This is a genomic window from Vibrio splendidus, assembly GCF_002873455.1.
Lineage (GTDB): Bacteria > Pseudomonadota > Gammaproteobacteria > Enterobacterales > Vibrionaceae > Vibrio > Vibrio splendidus_J.
Window position 1 is genome coordinate 421,629 of sequence record NZ_MCUN01000009.1, and the last position, 18,074, is coordinate 439,702.

The window sequence follows — 18,074 nt, forward strand, 5'->3', positions numbered from 1 at the left end:
AAAAAATTTAATTTAGTCGTATTTGAGTTCGAACTTTAGTTTTACTCGAAGCGATACATTTAGGTAAATGATTATGACTACATCACGCGTACACATTACTCCTCACATGCACTGGGATCGTGAATGGTATTTCACAACAGAAGAGTCTCGCATTCTTCTTGTGAACAACATGGAAGAAATCATGAACCGTCTGGAGAGCGATCCAGAATACAAATATTACGTTCTAGATGGTCAAACAGCCGTTCTAGAAGATTACTTCGCGATCAAACCAGAGAACACAGAACGCGTAAAAGCATTGGTCGAAGCGGGCAAGCTGATTATTGGCCCTTGGTATTCTCAAACCGACACAATGCAAGTTTCTGGTGAGTCGATTGTACGTAACATGATGTATGGCATTCGTGACTGCATGAAGTTTGGCGATGCTATGAAGATTGGTTACCTACCAGACTCATTCAGCATGAGCTCACAGCTGCCAATGATCTACAACGGCTTCGACATCACACGTGCAATGTTCTGGCGTGGTTGTTCAGAGCGTCATGGCACCAACAAAACAGAATTCTTATGGCAATCAAACGACGGCAGTGAAGTAACGGCACAAGTGCTTCCGCTAGGTTACGCAATTGGCAAATACCTTCCACAAGACGAAGAAGGCCTGCGTGCTCGTTTAGATAAGTACTTCCCAGTGCTAGAAAAACCATCGGTAACGAAAGACATCCTATTGCCGAACGGCCACGACCAAATGCCGATTCAAAAAGACATCTTTGAAGTAATGGACAAACTTCGCGAAATCTACCCAGATCGCGAATTCTCAATGAGTCGCTTTGAAGAAGTGTTCGAGAAAGTAGAAGCGGCACGCGATCAACTCGACACAATCAAAGGCGAGTTCAACGACGGCAAATACATGCGTGTTCACCGTACGATCTCTTCTACGCGTATGGACATCAAATTGATCCACGCAGAAATCGAAAACAAGATTGTAAATATCTTAGAACCCCTAGCGTCTATCGCTTGGACATTAGGCTTTGAATACCACCACGGTTTGATTGAGAAAATGTGGAAAGAGAGCATGAAGAACCACGCTCATGACTCGATTGGTTGCTGCTGTTCAGACAAGGTTCACGCTGAAATCCTAAACCGTTACATCCTTGCGGACGATATGGCGACAAATCTGATTCATTTCTACAAGCGTAAGATTGTCGACCATATGCCAGATCGCGAAGGTTGCGACAAACTAGCGATGTTTAACCTTTCTCCATACGAGCGCGAAGAAGTGGTTAACACGACTATCACTATCCGTGCGCAAGAGTTCTCTATCTTTGATGAAAACGAAAACCCAGTTGAGTACTTCATCCAAGGTAAGCGTCAAATTGACCCAGGTAAAGTAGACCGTCAAATCGTTCACTACGGCAACTACGACCCGTTCATGGAGTTTGATATTCAGATCAAACGCACTGTGCCGGCAATGGGCTTCACTACGTTACACATCCAAGGTAACGAGAAGGGCGCAGTAAAAGTCGCGGAACAAAAAGATTACTTGCTAGAAAACGAATACTACCGAATTAACGTAAATGACAACGGTACTCTGACTATTTTCGACAAAGAGACAGAGCAAGTATTCGACCAAGTGCTTCGTTTAGAAGACGGTTCTGATGACGGCGATGAGTACGATTACTCACCATCTCGTCAAGAGTGGCTGTTGTACTCCGACGAATTCCCGGTAGAAACCTCGATTGACCACCAAGGCTTCCAATCGGTAGCGAACATCGCTTTCCGCATGAATGTTCCTGTAAACCTTGCAGAGCGTGAAGAGCGCACGGGTCAAAACGGTTTTGTCGAAGCGCAATGCCAAGTGGTATTGAAGCAAGGTTCTCGCCGCATCGAAGTACGCATGGAACTAGACAACCAAGCCGACGACCACCGTGTACGTGTGCTAGTACCAACGCCATTTGTTTCTGAAACTGTGGTTGCAGATAACCAGTTCGGTTGTATCACTCGCCTAACCAACGACCCTGCAATGGCGGTTTGGGAAGAAGAGAAGTGGAAAGAAGCGCCGGTTCCTGTGTATCAGTTAATGAACTTTGCAGCGCTAGAAAACGGCAAAGCAGGCGTGGCGATCATGTCGAATGGACTGCGTGAATTTGAGGTGATTGCATCTCAAGGTGACGAAAACAGAGATACTTTCGCACTGACACTATTCCGCGGTATCGGCGTGTTAGGTAAAGAAGAACTATTGCTTCGTCCGGGTCGTCCTTCAGGTATCAAGATCCCGACCCCTGATTCACAAGTGCGCGGCAAGCTAGTGTGTGAATTCACGCTGTGTGGCTTCTCTGGCAACCATATTGACGCGAACGTCATGGCGCAAGCACGTGACAATGTCACTCAAATCGAATGCTACAACAAGATCCCTTACAACGCGATGAAGCTAAACGTAGGCGAGCAAAACCTACCGATGAGTTTTAGTCTTCTGTCTAAGCAACAATCAGGCGCGGTACTGAGTGTGCTGAAGAAAGCGGAAGATGAAGATGCGTTGATAATGCGTGTCTACAACCCGGCAGAAACAGGTTCAGTGTCAGATTCAATTTCGTTCACTCAAGCGGTTTCAAGCTGGAAAGAAACAAGCATGGACGAGCGCGTTCGCGAAGGTAATGTAGCAACTGAAGCCTTTGGTGACTTGTCTTTTAGCGACTTGTCTTTTGGTGAACTAGCATCTTGCCAAGCGAAAACATTCCAAATCAAATTCTAATTTCAATAACCCGCTCACCTTGGTGGGCGGGAATGGTGAACGACAATGAAAATTGTAATTGCCCCCGATTCATTTAAAGAATCACTCAACGCTCATCAAGTTGCGTCTTGCATTGAGCGTGGATTTGCTGACGTCTTCCCTCATGCAGAGTTTGTGAAAATGCCCCTCGCCGATGGAGGAGAAGGCACAGTAGACGTGTTGCTAGAGGCGCTCAATGGTAAGAAACAACGGCTGCAAACGACGGATCCAATTGGGCGTGAATGCACGGCTTACTGGGCTTCACTTGAGCAACAGGTTGATGGCAAAAGCGTAAATACTGCCTTGGTGGAGTTTGCTCAAGCATCGGGTTTAGATCGATTAACCGTAGAAGAAAGAGCACCTCTCACAGCATCGTCTTACGGCACAGGGTTGCTGATTAGAGATGCACTAGATAAAGGTGTGGAACAAATCATCATTGGTTTGGGCGGCAGTGCCACTAATGATGCAGGTGCTGGCATTTTCCAAGCCTTGGGAGGAAAGTTGTTAGACAAGCAAGGCAACGAGTTATCTGGTGGTGGCGCCGAGTTAAGCCAATTAGCAAACATCGATCTTGATGGACTGCACCCTAGATGCAAAGAAGTGACGTTCGTGGTCGCATGTGATGTGAATAATCCACTATGTGGCGAAAGCGGAGCCAGTGCCGTGTTTGGACCACAGAAGGGAGCATCGAAAGCTCAAGTTGAACAACTTGATATTGCGATCGGACACTTTGCCGATATCGCTCAAGCGCGCACGGGCATTAATCATCGAGACACTGCTGGTTTTGGTGCGGCTGGTGGCACGCCCTTAGGACTAAGCCTCGTATTCGATATCCAAATTAAAGCGGGTATTGAGATGGTATTAGATGCCTTGGATGCAGATAAGGTTCTAGAAGGTGCTTCACTGGTCGTGACCGGAGAGGGGCAGATGGATAACCAAACCCTGCAAGGTAAAACACCTTTCGGTATCGCTCAGAGAGCTCAAAAGCTGAGTATTCCAACCATTGGAATTGCGGGCTCTTTGGGGCAAGACGTTGAAAAGCTTTACGGCTCAATGTCTAGCTTATTTGGAACCGTACGTTCACCTCAGCCTTTAGACCAAGTTTTATCAGAAGCGAGCCAAAACCTGACTCGTACTGCCCGTAATATCGCAGCCACGCTCAAGCTTGGTTGCCAGATTTTTAATGAGAAGTAATTATGTCTCTATTTAAACTCGACAACGTTATTCAAAACTACGCATGGGGAAGCAAAGACTCCATCAACCAACTGTTTGGTATAGTGAACCCAAACCAAGAACCCCAAGCAGAAATTTGGATGGGTGCTCATCCAAATGGTTGCTCAAAGGTAGGTGATACCGGAGAGTCGCTTTCTCACATGATTGATGAAAATAAAATCGACGTCTTAGGCGGGTACACGGCGACACGTTTCGGTGAATTACCTTTTCTGTTTAAAGTGTTGGCAGCTGAAACACCGTTGTCGATTCAGGTTCACCCGAACAAGCGTAAATCTGAATTAGGTTTTGAGCGAGAGAATGCACTTGGCATCCCTTTGAATGCGTCTAATCGAAACTACAAAGATCCAAACCACAAGCCTGAACTTGTTTATGCGTTAACCTTCTACAAAGCGATGAATGGCTTTCGTCCTATCGACGATATTATTGCCTTGTTCGAAGAAGCGGAGATTCCTTCGTTAGCGATTGAGCTTAATGTACTTAAAGCCAATGCCGACAGTGATTCTCTGAAGTCTTTCTTTAGCGCAATTATGTCGCTTGAAGGTGACCGAAAAGCTTCTGCGCTTAATGAGCTTTATGCTGCACATGCGCGACCAGCCAAAACGGTTATGGGGCGAGAAGCTCTGCAATACAGCATTGAATTCAAACAGCATTATCCAGATGATATTGGCTTATTTGCGCCATTGATGCTTAACACGGTTGAACTGGCGCCAGGTGAAGCGATGTTCCTGTTCGCAGAAACCCCACATGCTTATATTCAAGGCACAGGCTTAGAGATCATGGCAAACTCAGACAACGTGTTGCGTGCTGGCCTCACACCAAAGTACATAGATGTTCCTGAGCTAATCGACAACACGATCTTTGAGCCGATTAAGCCAGAAGATATTCGTCTTAAGCCTGTATTGAAAGAGGGCAAGATGAGCTATCCGATTCCAGTGGATGATTTTGGCTTTGACATATTATCTGCGACTGATGAGAGCAAGTCACAGTATCTACGTAGTGCGGAGATCTTGTTCTGTGTAGAAGGAGAGGCGACTGTCACTTCAGAAGGACGGTCAGTTTCTCTTAAGCCCGGAGAATCGGTCTTTGTAAGTAGTAATTCAAGTGTTTACCAATATCAAGGGAATGGCATTTTGGCTCGTGCTTTTAACTAGTGCCCCCGTGCTAGCGATCAGCAAAAGAAATGTCAGAGTGCCACTGTAAAGTGTTACTCAATATTGGATTGATGGTTGTTACCTATCTGTTTTTGACAGCATTAATTATTGACCATACCCGCTACTCTGGCGGGTTTTTTCATTATTGGAATGAGCAGATATAAGCTTGTAGAAACGAAAAACCCTGCGATCAGAGCAGGGTTTTTATTGAATCAGTTCTGAGTGACTGGTTAAGCAATGTGCGTCATTTTATTAAGCACAAAGGTTTCAATACAACCTTCAGTCGCAGCAACGTACTCAGCGATGTGTTGGCTCGCTAAGTGTTTCTCTAGATGAGCTTCAGACTCCCAGTTCTCATGAAAAACGAAGTGAGCAGGGTTACTGTTATCTTGGTGCAGGTCGTAATTAATACAGCCGTCTTCAACACGGGTTTTGTCGATCAATTTAATCATCTCTGATTTAACAAGCTCAATCTTATCTTCTTTAGTGACGATCGTTGCGATAATAGTCAGTTTGCTCATGTTCAATTCCTTAACTCTTAACTCTTAACTCTAAACTCTGTAAGTTAAAGTAATATAAGTATAAATTTAGGTTGAAGAAAGAGTTCTGGAATCCAATAACTATGGTTGTTAGCATCCACAATTCGAGTTTGAGAGCATCAAGCTGGTGGCGTATAGGTTACGGACATAAAAATGCCCTTATCGGAAGATAAAGGCATTTGAATAAGAATCAAATAGTGTTGTTATTGGGGTGTTAAGCGTATTGCTTTACTTTAAGCATATTGCTCCACTGTCATCGCCCAGTTTTTCTTCTGCTGTTCAAAATTCATTTTGATTTGTTGGTAACGAACCTTAAGTACTGAGTGTTCGTACTTTTTCACAACGTCTTCGCGTTTACTTTCAATTAGCTGCTTTTTGACTTCGTAGTATTCGTTCATGTTTGATACAAGCGCATCGAATTCTTGTTGAAGCTTGTCTGCGATTTGTTGCTTGTCAGCACGGTGCATGATTTTTTGCTGCGTGCGCTTTAATAACATTGATGCTTCGGCTTTTTCAATACGAGCTTGTGGTGTTTTCTTAAGCTTGCTTGCTAAGCCCATTAAAGAAGCACTCTTAATCAACCATTTTGTTGGATCGTATTGCCACCAGTAGATGCCGTTACGGTAATCGTTCTCAAAGATGTGGTGGAAGTTGTGGTAGCCTTCCCCAAAAGTGAGTACCGCTAGCACACCGTTGTCACGCGCTGTGTTTTTGTCGGTAAAAGGTTGGCTACCCCAGATGTGAGCAAGAGAGTTAATGAAGAATGTGGTGTGGTGGTTGAGGACCAAACGAACTGCACCCACAATTAACAACATGCCAAGCACGTCACCGTAAATTACACCTAATGCGATTGGAACACCGAAGTTCATCAGCAATGCCAATAAAATGTAGTACTTGTGCTGCCACATAACAATCTTATCTTTCTTCAGGTCGCGACAATTTTCATAATCTGTGTACATTGCAGTATTGTAATTGCGAATCATCCAGCCGATGTGCGAATACCAAAAGCCACGCTTTGCTGAGTATGGGTCTTTGTCGTTGTTGTCGACATGCTTGTGGTGCACACGGTGATCAGAAGACCAGTGTAGCGCGCTGTTTTGTAGAGCAAATGCGCCACCTAATGCAAATAGAAATCTTAGGCTTGAATGCGCTTCAAATGCTTTGTGTGACCATAAGCGGTGATAACCCGTCGTGATAGACAGGTTGCAGAACGTAAAACAGATCGCTAGCCATATCCAGTGCTCCATACCATAGCCAAAAAAGTAGCCATAAACGGGAGCCGCAACAACAGCAAGCAGCATGCTAAAAGAGAACACAAAAATATTGAGCCAGATTAATGGCGGCTTTTTTGTTGATGGTTTATCGGCACTATTCATTAGTAAATTTCCATTGAGCTTACATCTGTTCGCTAGAATATCAGCGTACACGTGTAAGTCAATATTGAAAGTGTAAACGTGTATTAGTATGTTTTGCTTAAATATTGTATAAAGGTAGTGTGAAATGTAGTAGCAAGTCATAAATGGAAGTACTAAGGGCTAATAAATGGAAATTAAGGTAGCTGAATATAAAGATTATGAGCGGATTGCCCAATTACACGCGGATAGCTGGAAGCTATATTACCGTGGCATTCTTGCTGATGATTACTTAGAAAATGATGTTTTGGAGGACAGATCTGTTATTTGGCAGACTCGTTTGATTAATCCTCCTTTCAACCAACATGTTTTATTGCTTGAAGAGGGTGGTTTACTGGTTGGTTTCGTCTGCGCGTTTGGTAATCACAACTTTGAACGTGGAACGTTCATTGATGCGTTACATGTAGACAGCAATTATCGTGGTCGAGGTGTAGGTAAACGTCTCTTGTCTGAACTCACTAAATGGTTACAGCAATATTATGCTGATTCGGGGCTTTACCTAGAGGTGATGTCTGAGAACCACCAAGCCATTGCTTTTTATCAGGCGATTGGTGGCAAAGAAGAACTAGAGCAAGTTTGGAACGCACCATGTGGCAGCCAAGTGAATGAAAAGGTGATTTCTTGGAGTTCTCCCGTTGAACTTGAACAGAAAACAGCGAGCGTTGTGTATTCTTAGACGTTTTTACTGAAGTCACTTTAAAGCCGAAGAACGTAGATAAAAGCCCCTAGCATTCAATTGTTTGGGGCTTTTTTGATTAGAGTCGTGGTCGTTTTCGTGAATAACTTAAAATAACTTTGAATCGCAAAATAGCTGAAACACTAGTCACTCCATGTGATCTTATTTCTACCGCTCTTCTTCGAAATGTAGAGTGCTTGATCGGCATCATCGATGAGTTGCTCGACAGAACCAAGAGCCTGTGACGCATGTTTCACACCGATTGAAATCGTTACCTCTAGCCTAAAGTGAGAAGGGGATTTTAAAAGGGAATCGACCAATGATTGGATTGAAGCCTCAGTTTCCCCTTGGACCATCACTAAAAACTCTTCACCGCCATATCGAAAGCAGTTACTGCTGGTCGGTAGCCTTTTTTGAATCTCATCGGCCAGTTCTTTGATCACCATATCGCCCATTTGGTGGCCGTAGGTGTCGTTAATCGATTTGAAATGATCAATATCTATCATGAGCGATGTAATGGATAGCTGACGATCTATGCTTGGTTCTATCACCTGATGAAGATAAAGACGGTTATAGCAACCCGTTAGCGCATCTTGATAAGAAAGAGCTTCAAACATATTAGATTGCTTGCGAAGTTGTATTGCTTGTTTACGAAGTTGTTCGGATTGAGTGAAGCGTTTGTGCACTTCGAAATCCCTTCTTAAGCAAGAAGCTGCAATAAGAATATAAGCTGAAGCGTATACGGAAATGGTTTCTATTTCGTGACTAGGCTCTGCTTGATAAAGCTGAGGGGCAAGGCCAATGAGATAAGCCAAAAAGATAAACGAAAGCGTAGATATGCTGTACTTAACAGACAGTCTTGAAAACGTGCCGATGTAGATCATTACTAGAATGATGCCACCTTGGTAATCGAAATTGTTCAGCTCGATAGCGAGTCGTCCAACATAGAGTAAGAAAATTGAGCAAACAATAAGGAAGGAGCTTTCTACGAGCTCTAAAACGGTGGGTTTATTTGTAATGCAGTATCTGGCGACTGCCATCATTATTAAAAACAGTATAATTCGGCAAATGATAGGCGTTAGGCACTCTGTGCCAAAATGGATGTAGTCGGTAACAATGAAAGCAAAGAATATTGAGATCGGAATGTAGATGAAATTTATGTACGGCAAATAAATTTCATTATCGAAATAGGTTTTAAATCTTTGATTCTTGAACCCAGAGTAAGAACGCATTGAGAAATTAGCCGAGATGGATACACAATAATTTGCGTAGTATGTCACAGTCTTTGGGATTGTAAATGACCGTTTCTATAGATTTGTCAGTATGTTAGCTAGATCAACAAACTGCTCGAGAATATATTCACGCTCTATTATCGATAGAACGTGAATATTTTAGAGGCTGGTGCAAGAGTAATTAACAGAAATTATTGGAGATTAATAAAAACTAATAGCGATTAGCGCTTGTTCTTCAAGTAACGCTTACGGCGTTCTTCTTTCTTCTTAATCTGCAGCTCAGCTTTCAGTGCAGCAGCTTCTTCAACTTCGACCAACTCTTTGGTGATCATCTCTGGTAGTTCTAGCGTTACTTTACCTAAAGTACCATTACGAAGTTCGTGAAGTAGTATTTCCGAACATTTGTGAATGTCTATATGACCACCGGCACGAAGTGCACCGCGTTTACGACCAATCGCTTCCATCAATTCGATGTCTGACTCTGGTAGCTCTTCAATTTGGTAGCGTTCTTGCAAAAGATGAGGATACTGTTTAGCTAAATATTCTACCGTATAGAATGCCACTTCATCGTATTCCATTGCTGTATCTTTTACAGCACCTGTCGCGGCTAGGCGAAAGCCACTGTGCGGGTTTTCTACTTTAGGCCATAGAATCCCTGGAGTGTCTGAAAGGATCACGCCATTTTGTAGGTTGATACGTTGTTGGCGACGAGTTACTGCAGGTTGGTTACCCGTTACCGCAATCGTACGTCCAGCTAAGCAGTTGATGATGGTCGATTTACCCACGTTCGGGATACCCATAATCATTGTGCGAATGTTCTTGCCCATCTGTTCACGGTGCGGTGCTAATTTACGTACTAGCTCCATAACGTGGTTAACTTCTTCTTTAGCGCTGGTGGTAATCGCAATTGCTTTAACGCCTTGCTCTTTCTCGAAGTGCTCAATCCAACGCTCAGTGAGCTCAGGATCCGCAAGGTCGCGCTTGTTCAGTACTTTTACACAAGGCTTATCGCCGCGCAGTGAAGAGATCATTGGGTTTTCACTACTGAACGGGATACGAGCGTCCAGTACTTCGATGATCACATCAACCTGTGGGATAACTTCTTCGATTTCTTTGCGGGCTTTATGCATGTGACCCGGAAACCATTGAATAGACATAGAGATAAACCTTGATAAATATATTTGCTGCACATTGTAAGGGTTGGATGATACGTGTAAAGGTATATCTATCCCCACCTTCAATGAGTGCTGTGAGTTTGCTTGAAGTATAGGCGACTTGGTGATGCTTATTTAGTTGATGATTGACCCAATGGAGGTGGGAGGTGCTAATGTTGTTAAGCATAAGAAGTCGCTCTATATCTCTAACCTTGATCATTGGGCTTTCTGAGTTGTGCTCGTCTCATTTCTGCGTAAGCGCCTTGTCTATCTTCGTTTTGGTAAGCTTTCATCTGGTCATAGAGGTAAATTGAATATTGATCAGAAAGTATTATGCAATCAATGCGGCTTGTTTCAGCTGTGGGGCTACGACAGAAAACGTAGCTTGATGACTTCACTTTACCTAGTTCAAGATCGGCAAAATCAAAGGCATGTAGACTAGGGGAAAGAGTAAGTAGCAGTAAATCGAAGGATTGGTAAGTCGCGGGATTTTCAGAAGCGATGTTTCTGTGAGCTAACAGATTCGACTCATGTTTTAGAGGGCAGGATGTTTTTACATTTGGACAAATGTGATTAAACCACAGATGACACGACTTAAACCGCGTTTATTTGCCTGACAGTAATTCTATTAGGGACTGAATAATATCAAGCCACCTCTTTGAAGGCTTACACTATAATGCGAACAATTGTGGAAAAGACCAGTAGTTCGTTTTTTGTATTTATGTTCATAATCTTAACTATATGTCTGGTTGTATAATAGTCTCTAAACTATTGATAAAATTTGCTTTTCTTATCGCTTCTTTTCGATTAGTGACATTTATTTTTTTATATATGTTGTATACGTGCGTTTTTACCGTACTTTCTGAAATAAATAGTTCACTTGATATCTCTAAATTTGAATCTCCTCTAACAACTCGTTTAAATATTTGAGCCTCTCTTTTCGTAAGGTTAGAGAGTATTACCTGAGACTTGAAAGTAAAAGAGCGCGCATTGGATAAAATATGTGACATTAACTTCCTAGGTAGCCATAGGTCGTCATCACATACCGTTTTTAAACAACGTGTAAGGTGTTCAATAGGCGCATCTTGATAAATTATCCCTTTTATATTAAACAAGTTGAATAGTTGCATTACAGTAATACTCTTTCCGGTAATGTCTGAAGGAACGTCATAGATTACCCATTTATGTGACTCTATTTTTGATAAGATGATGTTGATATCTTCGATCTTTGCCAAGAGTAAGTAGCTAATGATAACGACATCGAAAGTTTTATGATTACGTGAGCGCTCAATGCTTAAAATAGATTCTCTGCTAAAAGAAAAATCACTGTATTTCTCTATTTCTCGTTGAATAAACTGGTTGTTAATACCGTTGTCACCTACCAGGAGTATGTGCTTTAAATTATTTTTATTTTCATACATAATTTACTCCTCAACTGAAAGATCATATTTGATTGTATGATGTTAGATTTTATATAATTGAGTTGCATATCTCATTTTTTATATAATTGCATACTTATGGTTGTTGCGAAAGTCGGGGTTCAATAGAAATTTGTAATGTATCGTCATATTGTCCCCCTGGTTTGTTCTCTGTTTTTCCTATGACAAAACTCAAAGGAATGGGTTGACCAATCGTCGCCGAAAGACGTTGAATTCTTGCATCAAGTTGCTCAAGGTTTACTCTGTCGCTATCGAGGGAAAGTTGGTATGGAATATCCCATTTGGCCTCATTAGATTCATGACGTAGCATCCCTTGATGGGATGATTCCAACACGATGGTATACGCTGTATTGCTTTGAACCCATAGGTTAGGCGCCGAACGAATAACCTTGTTTGAATATAATGTCCCTAGATCAAGGTCATAATGTTGTTGGGTTAACCCATAAAAATGAATTTTTGCAGCTGGCGGGACGTTAACAGATACAGGGAGTGAGCTAGGGCTAATTTCTATTTGTTTGCTATCTGAAGTATAAGATGGCGAGACTTCTAATAACCCTCGATAAGTTCCTGACGCTAACCATTGTTTGCTCGGGAAACGCATTTGTATCGTTGCCGAAGGTTGACTGTCGGTTAATGATAAGTGCCATTGATTAGCCACTGGCATACCGATCTGCCCACTCCACTCAAAGTTGAGTTTGTCTTGGTTTGATCCTTTTAACGATCGACTGGTATCGTTAAGTTGTAGAATTAAGCTTAATTTGCAGGGTTCGCCAATTATATTCGCATCTATACGGTAAGTATTTATTGTTGCGAACGTTCCTGCGCTGAAAATGTCATATTGCGATTTAGATGAGACGGGTTGAATAGTCAATGCGCTAGCTTCACACGCCAATGCCGAAGGTACATGGCTTATGGCGATGAGGAACAAGGCTCCCCAAAGAACTTGTTTATTCCACATACACATCTCCTAGTCTTATCAAGTTGTCACTGCGTTCACTGAGGGTAATGATGACTGACTCTTGTTCTTTAGTGTCGAGTACCAACTGGTACTTACCTGGCTTTAATCCAGAGATTGCAAATATGCCGTTGCGATTGGTAAAGAAGTCAATCGGTAACTGTTTTGTTTTGCCAAGGTAATGTGCTACACCAGCGACAAGTGAAATCGGACTGTTACTTTGACGATCGAATAGCTTGCCAATAACGGTTAATACGGCATCCGATCCGATCTGTAGTTGGTATCCCCGTTTATAACCAGGCTTGATCCAAAAAGCACCATCACCTAAGTCATAACCTGGTGGTAAGTTATCAACCTCGTAACCGATTACTTGGCCATTATAAGCAACAAGGTCAGGAACCATGGCACTTGCATCTCCTTTAAGGTAAACGCGTGCGTACTCACCATCTTTTGTTGGATCGACAGCTACATCATTCTCTTTCAAGCTTTTGTGTTTGCTGACAATCGCAAATGCTTCGCGCACCGGTCTGCCGACGGTCACAGATGAACCTGCAAAAGCAAGGGCACTACTTATAGTCACATCAGTACTATGGTTTCGTGTTTCACCACTAATGTCTTCAAGCCGCGAAGCGTGGGTCGCGTTTAATTCATAACGGTTGGCCGTGTAGTTAATACCTGCATCCATATCGGCATCCGTTTCTTCGTTAGTACTGACACTTGCAAACGCCGATATTCCCCCTGTATTACCAATGTTATTCTGATAACTGTAATCTAAGGCGGCTTCATTGAGCTCTGTGGTGTAACGACCGACAACACGAGTTTGTCGACTAAGAGGCCAGCTTATGGTGACTGTAGTGCTGATATCATCATCTTCACTTGCGTTATGCCGATAGTTAACGCGTGCACTCCAGGTGGCGGGAGTATCAAACAGTCCGTCTGATAAACTTGGGCTGATTAACCAATAATCGTTCTCTTTGTCTATTCCTGAGCGGTAATTGAGCGTCATCGCAGCGCGTAAAGACTGACCAAGGTAAATGGAGCTGAATGCAGATACATAATGGGTGGTTAAGTTGATATCGATGTCGGAAGCATCAAACCCTGAAACCCCAGTAAAATTGTTGGCCAGGTATTCATAACTGACACTTAGTTGTGGGGACAGTGTGTTCGTATTGGAAAACTCTGCATCGAATGCCAATCGGTAAGCGTCGCCAGTACCAAATGTAGGGTGTTCGCTACGCGATGCATTGAGTTCAGTGACGCCCCATGTAGAAGCGAACAACGCAGTGGCACCATATTGGTAAAGATCTTCACGGGTTTGAAAGTTCGTACCCAACGTCAACCAAGGAGCAATACCTACATCTACATAACCATGTAAAATACGCTCATCGGTTAGGTATTCTAGTTGTCCATTTTGTAATTCAGAAGGCGCTCCATACATGATGCTATATTCAAACTCACCGCTATTGAGCAAGTCGTTACCGGTTGCAATAGAAAACTCGATGCGTTCTTCATTCCCTGAGCGGTCGGTAATGACGAGTACAACATCATTGCTACCTTGCGCTAGAGGGATATCACTAAGGTTATAGCTACCAGCACCTAGGGTTAATCTTTGGACTGCAATCCCATCTATATAGACATCGACATTTGAAGCTCTTTGAAGTGTGAATGATTGATTGGCTCGTGGTCGTGCGTTTCTGGTTGGAATGAGTGTAAAATCTCGAGTCAAGCCAATACCAAGTATGTCGGTGCTGTCCTGAAAAGATTGACCACTGTTGTACATATCGCCGAGCACAAGTCGTGTGCCTTGTTCTGCAAAGTCAATATTAAGACGAGATCCTTCTCTTATGTATCGTGAATCTTGTGATGAGCTGTTTTCTAAATAGGATTCATACTCAAAGTTTAGAAAACCAATGTTAAGTGCTGAGTCGAACTGACTACGATAAAGCGCCTGTCTTGACGAATTCTGATCGACATATTGGCTCTCATTTGCTGAAAGGGCAAAGTTAACGTATCCACTAAACAAACTTGGCTCAGCATAGTTATAAAAATCATCTGCGCCGTTCATAGACAGTTGCTGGGTTAAGCTAAATTCAGGCGGTACCGTCACGATACATTCTAATGAAGAGAAATCGAAACTAAGACCTAACCCTACGCTCTCAAAATGGCGCTGAGACAGCATCTTATCGTCTGTCGTGTCATTGAGTTTCCCAATACCTTCTTGAATTACGACGGACGAAAGGAGAGAGAGCGTGCTTTCCTTCGGTAACAAGATTTCGTTGTTTGCGGTAATGATAATGTCCGCTTCCCCCAGTATGGTGTCACTTATCCTTAACAAAGAGGTGAGTTGAATATCGCGCCCTGTCGGATTTAAGACCATTTCCTGTCCCCAAGCGGCAGGGCTTAAGGCGGCACAGTAAAAAAGCACTAATACCAAGACATGAAAAACTTGCCACATCTTGTGATAGGTTTCAGTTTTCATGCCCATGGTAAGTGCCCACTGGTAAGTAATTTAAAGAAGAAGGCAAAGTAATAATGGAGCGCGGTGGAATAAACTGCTCACCTAAAGCCTCATGTACTTTTTGGCTCTGAGATTCGAGCCCTGCAAAATGAAGTAACGATGTATAGGTAAATCGTGACCCTGAATTAGTGAGTGTTAGTTTACCTTGTTCATCTATGTGTAATTTCACGTCAGGCACTAAAGAGGATGAGTGAATGTGCAGCAACGCATTGTAGTGAACTTGTAAATTGATACCTGTTGTTAAACCTATGGGTTTGTCGATTCTCGCGTTGTTCTGGCCAATATTCACGGTACTGAAGCGAACGAAGTAACTCTGGGAGGTTTCGAGTGATCGGTTTCCCAACCACTGTATCCGGAATACTTGGCGTCCACCGGGTGCCAACATTGCGGCTGGTGGAAACACAAACATCTCTTCACTCGATAGATCCGATGTTTGGAACGTGCCATCAGATGAGAATTTCAAACGACGAACGTTAGCTTCAAGTGGGAGAGCTTGTGTTGAATTGTTAGTCACAACCAATTGCGATGTTGCTCGGTGATCTGTGTTGAGCTCGATGACGGTTGGAAACAGTGTTATGCCAAACGTTTGTGCACACAGAAAGCAATAAATGAGCGCTCCCAAGATATAGCGTCTCATTGCTATTGATCCTGCTCTATTTCAATCGATAGGGTGTTCACGTTGTAATCTTTAAGTGGCTGCATTTCGAAAAAACGAGTGGAATAGGGAAGAACTAAAGTCCCAGGAATACGTTTAGCGATTTCTACGCCTTTTAAATATGTTGAGTTTTTACCATCAGATACCTTCCAGGTTGTATTGGTTAATCGACCATAACTATTGCCACTGTTGAGTACTTCAAGGACCCATTTGTTCTTTTTGTCATTGGGTTCGATACTTTTAATTTCTAGTTGAGAGGCTGTGTTCTGAGGTTTCACGTTGATAAGCGTATTAAACTGAAGTAAAAGACTCACTTGTCCTTGGTTACTACTCGCTCTTTGAACTTTTACTTGCTTAACAGCAATGCGATACGCTTTAGATTCTGTGATGGAAGGATCGCCTAAATATCGCACCATAATGGATTGTGATCGTCCAGGCTCTATTATTGCTGTCACCGGTATCACTAATAGCTCATCATCTGCCGGAGTGGTGGTCTCTTTTCCATATTTGTCCATTGTCATAAATACTGGAGACAGTTCAACCGTGAGTGGTTCGGTAGAAGAATTCTCAACCCTCATCGTCATTTGAGCTCTTTTTCCAAGCGGTGTCATTTCCATAGACATCGGTTCGACTTTGAACGCATGAGCGGACAAACAAGTGAATGACAATAGGAAAAGAACGGTCCATTTATGCATGATCCATTTATACATAGCGAAGAGCTCCAAATTAAACTCATGTCGTTGAGATTGAGATTGAGATTAAGTCGGAGGCCAAATAATAGCCCCCAACTTATTAACCTCTAATTTGAGGTGATGTTTACGGTTAATGTATCTGAGTAGCCACCTGCCCATGGGGAGGTTTCTGTCGTCACAATATCAATAGATGCGGCAACACCAGTCGCCAATACTCCGGAACCACCATAAGAGTTACTGACTGAAACGTCATTTAGACCTGGGCCCCCTGGTGCATTAAGCGTGAAAGAAGCTAAGCCCGAAGGGTTGAATGTTGCATCATATGTAAGAGCGTAGTCTTCGCTATCGTCTGACTCTAGACCACCTTCAGCACTTGTCAGTGTTACAGTTGCACCATCGACGTCATTACACTTCATGTTAAGACCACTAACAGAAAGGTTTTGAATTTGAGATACGTTACCAAAGTCCATCAGTTGCGTTGAAAGACCAGTAACTTCACATACAGGTGAAACAAAACCAACTAACTGGACATCACCAGGAGCGGCTTGGACTTGAGCACCAAAAATAGCAGTGACTGTTGCTGCGTAGAGTGTTAGCTTTTTCATTAGAAATTCCTTTATCTTAAATGATTGGCTCGAATACTGCTGAGCGTATGTTGTTCTGCAGATACATTGCAGAGTTTTTACTTTGTCACGCTATGAATCGAAGGGTAAACTTCGATCTCAATAACGTCTTGATAATAACCTGCGAAACGCAAGCTATTTTCGAGTGCTACCCTAAGGCTCCCATGTTGAGCAAAAGGAATAACACCTGAACTGTTGATCATTACAGGTGAAATAAGTTGGCTGCTGTGCCTACTTTCATAAAGACGAATTTCGTCTATTTGCAATGACAAATTGTAACTTTCAATAATATCAACCCCTTGGTGTTGATATTTTAAGCCTCCATATTTTGAGTTGATCGTTATACCCAATGGACGGTTACAATACATATTAAAAGGTAATGACTGCACATCACGGTGTTCCGTGAAATTCATAATGTTGCCAGAAAAGAAGTTTATTTCGCATTGATCTTTGATCTGACCGCTAATTCCTAACGTTAAGTTGTTAGCACTGGCATAGAATGAAAGTGACTGACTGAAAATTAACCCGGAGACGATGAAGTTATGAAGAATCCAAAATACTCTAATCATAATTTCACCTCTCACTGATTGAATGTAACTTGTTGCTTAACTTTCAAAACTATAAGTGCTAAAAAAAATGGTGAAGTAGTAAAAAAAGTTTATTATTCAAGAGAAGTATGAAATTTGGTATGAGTTTAGCCCGAGAGGTGGAAACCATATTTTTAGTAATAACATAATATTCAATCAGATAGGGAGTATCTAACTGAAGATCAGTTCGGAATGGTATTTTTATTGTGTTGCTAAAAGTGGTTTTGTATACTACGGACCCGAAAAATGTCGTTTCGATGATAGTATTATCCCTGTTGTTATTAGGTGATGAGTATTAATAACCAAAGTTCAAATTAGAACGATAAATACATAATTTAGTTTTTTGGGTGCAATAAGTAATGGAGAGTTGTTAACAATAAATTGAAGGTGTTTTGTTGTAACTTAATGAAATGTATTATAATAAATTAAGATTAAAGCTTGTATACA

The 18,074-nt window shown here is 42.3% G+C and carries 15 protein-coding genes; 4 read left to right on the forward strand and 11 right to left on the reverse strand.

All coding sequences use genetic code 11. The features are described 5' to 3' along the window. Window positions 1-73: 73 nt before the first annotated feature. From mngB to manA, 3 genes are read left to right on the forward strand one after another with little or no spacing between them, the layout of a single operon-like run. Window positions 74-2,743 (forward strand): mannosylglycerate hydrolase, encoded by a 2,670-nt coding sequence (mngB, locus tag BCU75_RS08940; RefSeq protein WP_102473587.1) that lies wholly within the window; start codon window positions 74-76, stop codon window positions 2,741-2,743. A gap of 45 nt (window positions 2,744-2,788) precedes the next feature. Then, entirely contained in the window at window positions 2,789-3,955 is a 1,167-nt protein-coding gene (locus BCU75_RS08945; protein ID WP_102473588.1) for a glycerate kinase, read from the forward strand. 2 nt (window positions 3,956-3,957) lie between these two features. Beyond that, entirely contained in the window at window positions 3,958-5,145 is a 1,188-nt protein-coding gene (manA, locus tag BCU75_RS08950; RefSeq protein ID WP_102473589.1) for a mannose-6-phosphate isomerase, class I, read from the forward strand. 230 nt (window positions 5,146-5,375) lie between these two features. Here the strand turns inward: manA and BCU75_RS08955 are convergent, their stop codons facing one another. Together BCU75_RS08955 and BCU75_RS08960 are read right to left on the reverse strand one after the other, a co-directional pair. Beyond that, the gene (locus BCU75_RS08955; protein WP_076676927.1) at window positions 5,376-5,666 is read right to left on the reverse strand and encodes a putative quinol monooxygenase; all 291 of its coding nucleotides are present in this window, start codon (window positions 5,664-5,666) and stop codon (window positions 5,376-5,378) included. A 251-nt stretch (window positions 5,667-5,917) separates the two neighbouring features. After that, entirely contained in the window at window positions 5,918-7,060 is a 1,143-nt protein-coding gene (locus BCU75_RS08960) for an acyl-CoA desaturase (protein ID WP_102473590.1), read from the reverse strand. Between the two features lie 166 nt (window positions 7,061-7,226). On the opposite strand from BCU75_RS08960, the gene BCU75_RS08965 reads away from it, so the two are divergent. Further along, the gene (locus tag BCU75_RS08965; RefSeq protein WP_076674450.1) at window positions 7,227-7,772 is read left to right on the forward strand and encodes a GNAT family N-acetyltransferase; all 546 of its coding nucleotides are present in this window, start codon (window positions 7,227-7,229) and stop codon (window positions 7,770-7,772) included. Between the two features lie 143 nt (window positions 7,773-7,915). Here the strand turns inward: BCU75_RS08965 and BCU75_RS08970 are convergent, their stop codons facing one another. The 9 genes from BCU75_RS08970 to BCU75_RS09015 form a co-directional block, all read right to left on the reverse strand. Further along, window positions 7,916-8,941 (reverse strand): GGDEF domain-containing protein, encoded by a 1,026-nt coding sequence (locus BCU75_RS08970; protein WP_198593407.1) that lies wholly within the window; start codon window positions 8,939-8,941, stop codon window positions 7,916-7,918. 284 nt (window positions 8,942-9,225) lie between these two features. Next, complete coding sequence (gene ylqF / locus BCU75_RS08975) at window positions 9,226-10,161, reverse strand: ribosome biogenesis GTPase YlqF (RefSeq protein WP_076674451.1); 936 nt, start codon at window positions 10,159-10,161, stop codon at window positions 9,226-9,228. Window positions 10,162-10,895: 734 nt separating this feature from the next. Then, complete coding sequence (locus BCU75_RS08985; protein ID WP_076674454.1) at window positions 10,896-11,579, reverse strand: response regulator transcription factor; 684 nt, start codon at window positions 11,577-11,579, stop codon at window positions 10,896-10,898. Between the two features lie 94 nt (window positions 11,580-11,673). Further along, window positions 11,674-12,555 (reverse strand): hypothetical protein, encoded by an 882-nt coding sequence (locus tag BCU75_RS08990; RefSeq protein ID WP_076674456.1) that lies wholly within the window; start codon window positions 12,553-12,555, stop codon window positions 11,674-11,676. Continuing rightward, on the reverse strand, window positions 12,545-15,037 hold the full coding sequence (locus tag BCU75_RS08995; RefSeq protein ID WP_372201505.1) for a fimbria/pilus outer membrane usher protein: 2,493 nt from the start codon (window positions 15,035-15,037) through the stop codon (window positions 12,545-12,547). The genes BCU75_RS08990 and BCU75_RS08995 overlap by 11 nt, the downstream gene beginning before the upstream one ends. Beyond that, window positions 15,021-15,707, reverse strand: a complete 687-nt coding sequence (locus BCU75_RS09000) for a fimbria/pilus periplasmic chaperone (RefSeq protein WP_102473592.1) — start codon at window positions 15,705-15,707, stop codon at window positions 15,021-15,023. The genes BCU75_RS08995 and BCU75_RS09000 overlap by 17 nt, the downstream gene beginning before the upstream one ends. 2 nt (window positions 15,708-15,709) lie before the next feature. Further along, a complete protein-coding gene (locus tag BCU75_RS09005) occupies window positions 15,710-16,435 on the reverse strand; it encodes a molecular chaperone (protein ID WP_076674459.1) in 726 nt (241 codons plus the stop codon). Between the two features lie 89 nt (window positions 16,436-16,524). Then, entirely contained in the window at window positions 16,525-17,022 is a 498-nt protein-coding gene (locus BCU75_RS09010) for a hypothetical protein (protein WP_076674461.1), read from the reverse strand. Window positions 17,023-17,099: 77 nt separating this feature from the next. Next, entirely contained in the window at window positions 17,100-17,624 is a 525-nt protein-coding gene (locus BCU75_RS09015) for a hypothetical protein (protein WP_198593408.1), read from the reverse strand. Between the last annotated feature and the right edge of the window lie 450 nt (window positions 17,625-18,074).

What these genes read in the sequence shown, in the direction of transcription:
- BCU75_RS09000 (WP_102473592.1), bottom strand. Translation starts at nt 15,707, where the DNA reads ATGAGACGCTATATCTTGGGAGCGCTCATTTATTGCTTTCTGTGTGCA.
- ylqF (WP_076674451.1), bottom strand. Translation starts at nt 10,161, where the DNA reads ATGTCTATTCAATGGTTTCCGGGTCACATGCATAAAGCCCGCAAAGAA.
- BCU75_RS09010 (WP_076674461.1), bottom strand. Translation starts at nt 17,022, where the DNA reads ATGAAAAAGCTAACACTCTACGCAGCAACAGTCACTGCTATTTTTGGT.
- mngB (WP_102473587.1), top strand. Translation starts at nt 74, where the DNA reads ATGACTACATCACGCGTACACATTACTCCTCACATGCACTGGGATCGT.
- BCU75_RS08955 (WP_076676927.1), bottom strand. Translation starts at nt 5,666, where the DNA reads ATGAGCAAACTGACTATTATCGCAACGATCGTCACTAAAGAAGATAAG.
- manA (WP_102473589.1), top strand. Translation starts at nt 3,958, where the DNA reads ATGTCTCTATTTAAACTCGACAACGTTATTCAAAACTACGCATGGGGA.
- BCU75_RS09005 (WP_076674459.1), bottom strand. Translation starts at nt 16,435, where the DNA reads ATGTATAAATGGATCATGCATAAATGGACCGTTCTTTTCCTATTGTCA.
- BCU75_RS08985 (WP_076674454.1), bottom strand. Translation starts at nt 11,579, where the DNA reads ATGTATGAAAATAAAAATAATTTAAAGCACATACTCCTGGTAGGTGAC.
- BCU75_RS08960 (WP_102473590.1), bottom strand. Translation starts at nt 7,060, where the DNA reads ATGAATAGTGCCGATAAACCATCAACAAAAAAGCCGCCATTAATCTGG.
- BCU75_RS08995 (WP_372201505.1), bottom strand. Translation starts at nt 15,037, where the DNA reads ATGGGCATGAAAACTGAAACCTATCACAAGATGTGGCAAGTTTTTCAT.
- BCU75_RS08965 (WP_076674450.1), top strand. Translation starts at nt 7,227, where the DNA reads ATGGAAATTAAGGTAGCTGAATATAAAGATTATGAGCGGATTGCCCAA.
- BCU75_RS08945 (WP_102473588.1), top strand. Translation starts at nt 2,789, where the DNA reads ATGAAAATTGTAATTGCCCCCGATTCATTTAAAGAATCACTCAACGCT.
- BCU75_RS08990 (WP_076674456.1), bottom strand. Translation starts at nt 12,555, where the DNA reads ATGTGGAATAAACAAGTTCTTTGGGGAGCCTTGTTCCTCATCGCCATA.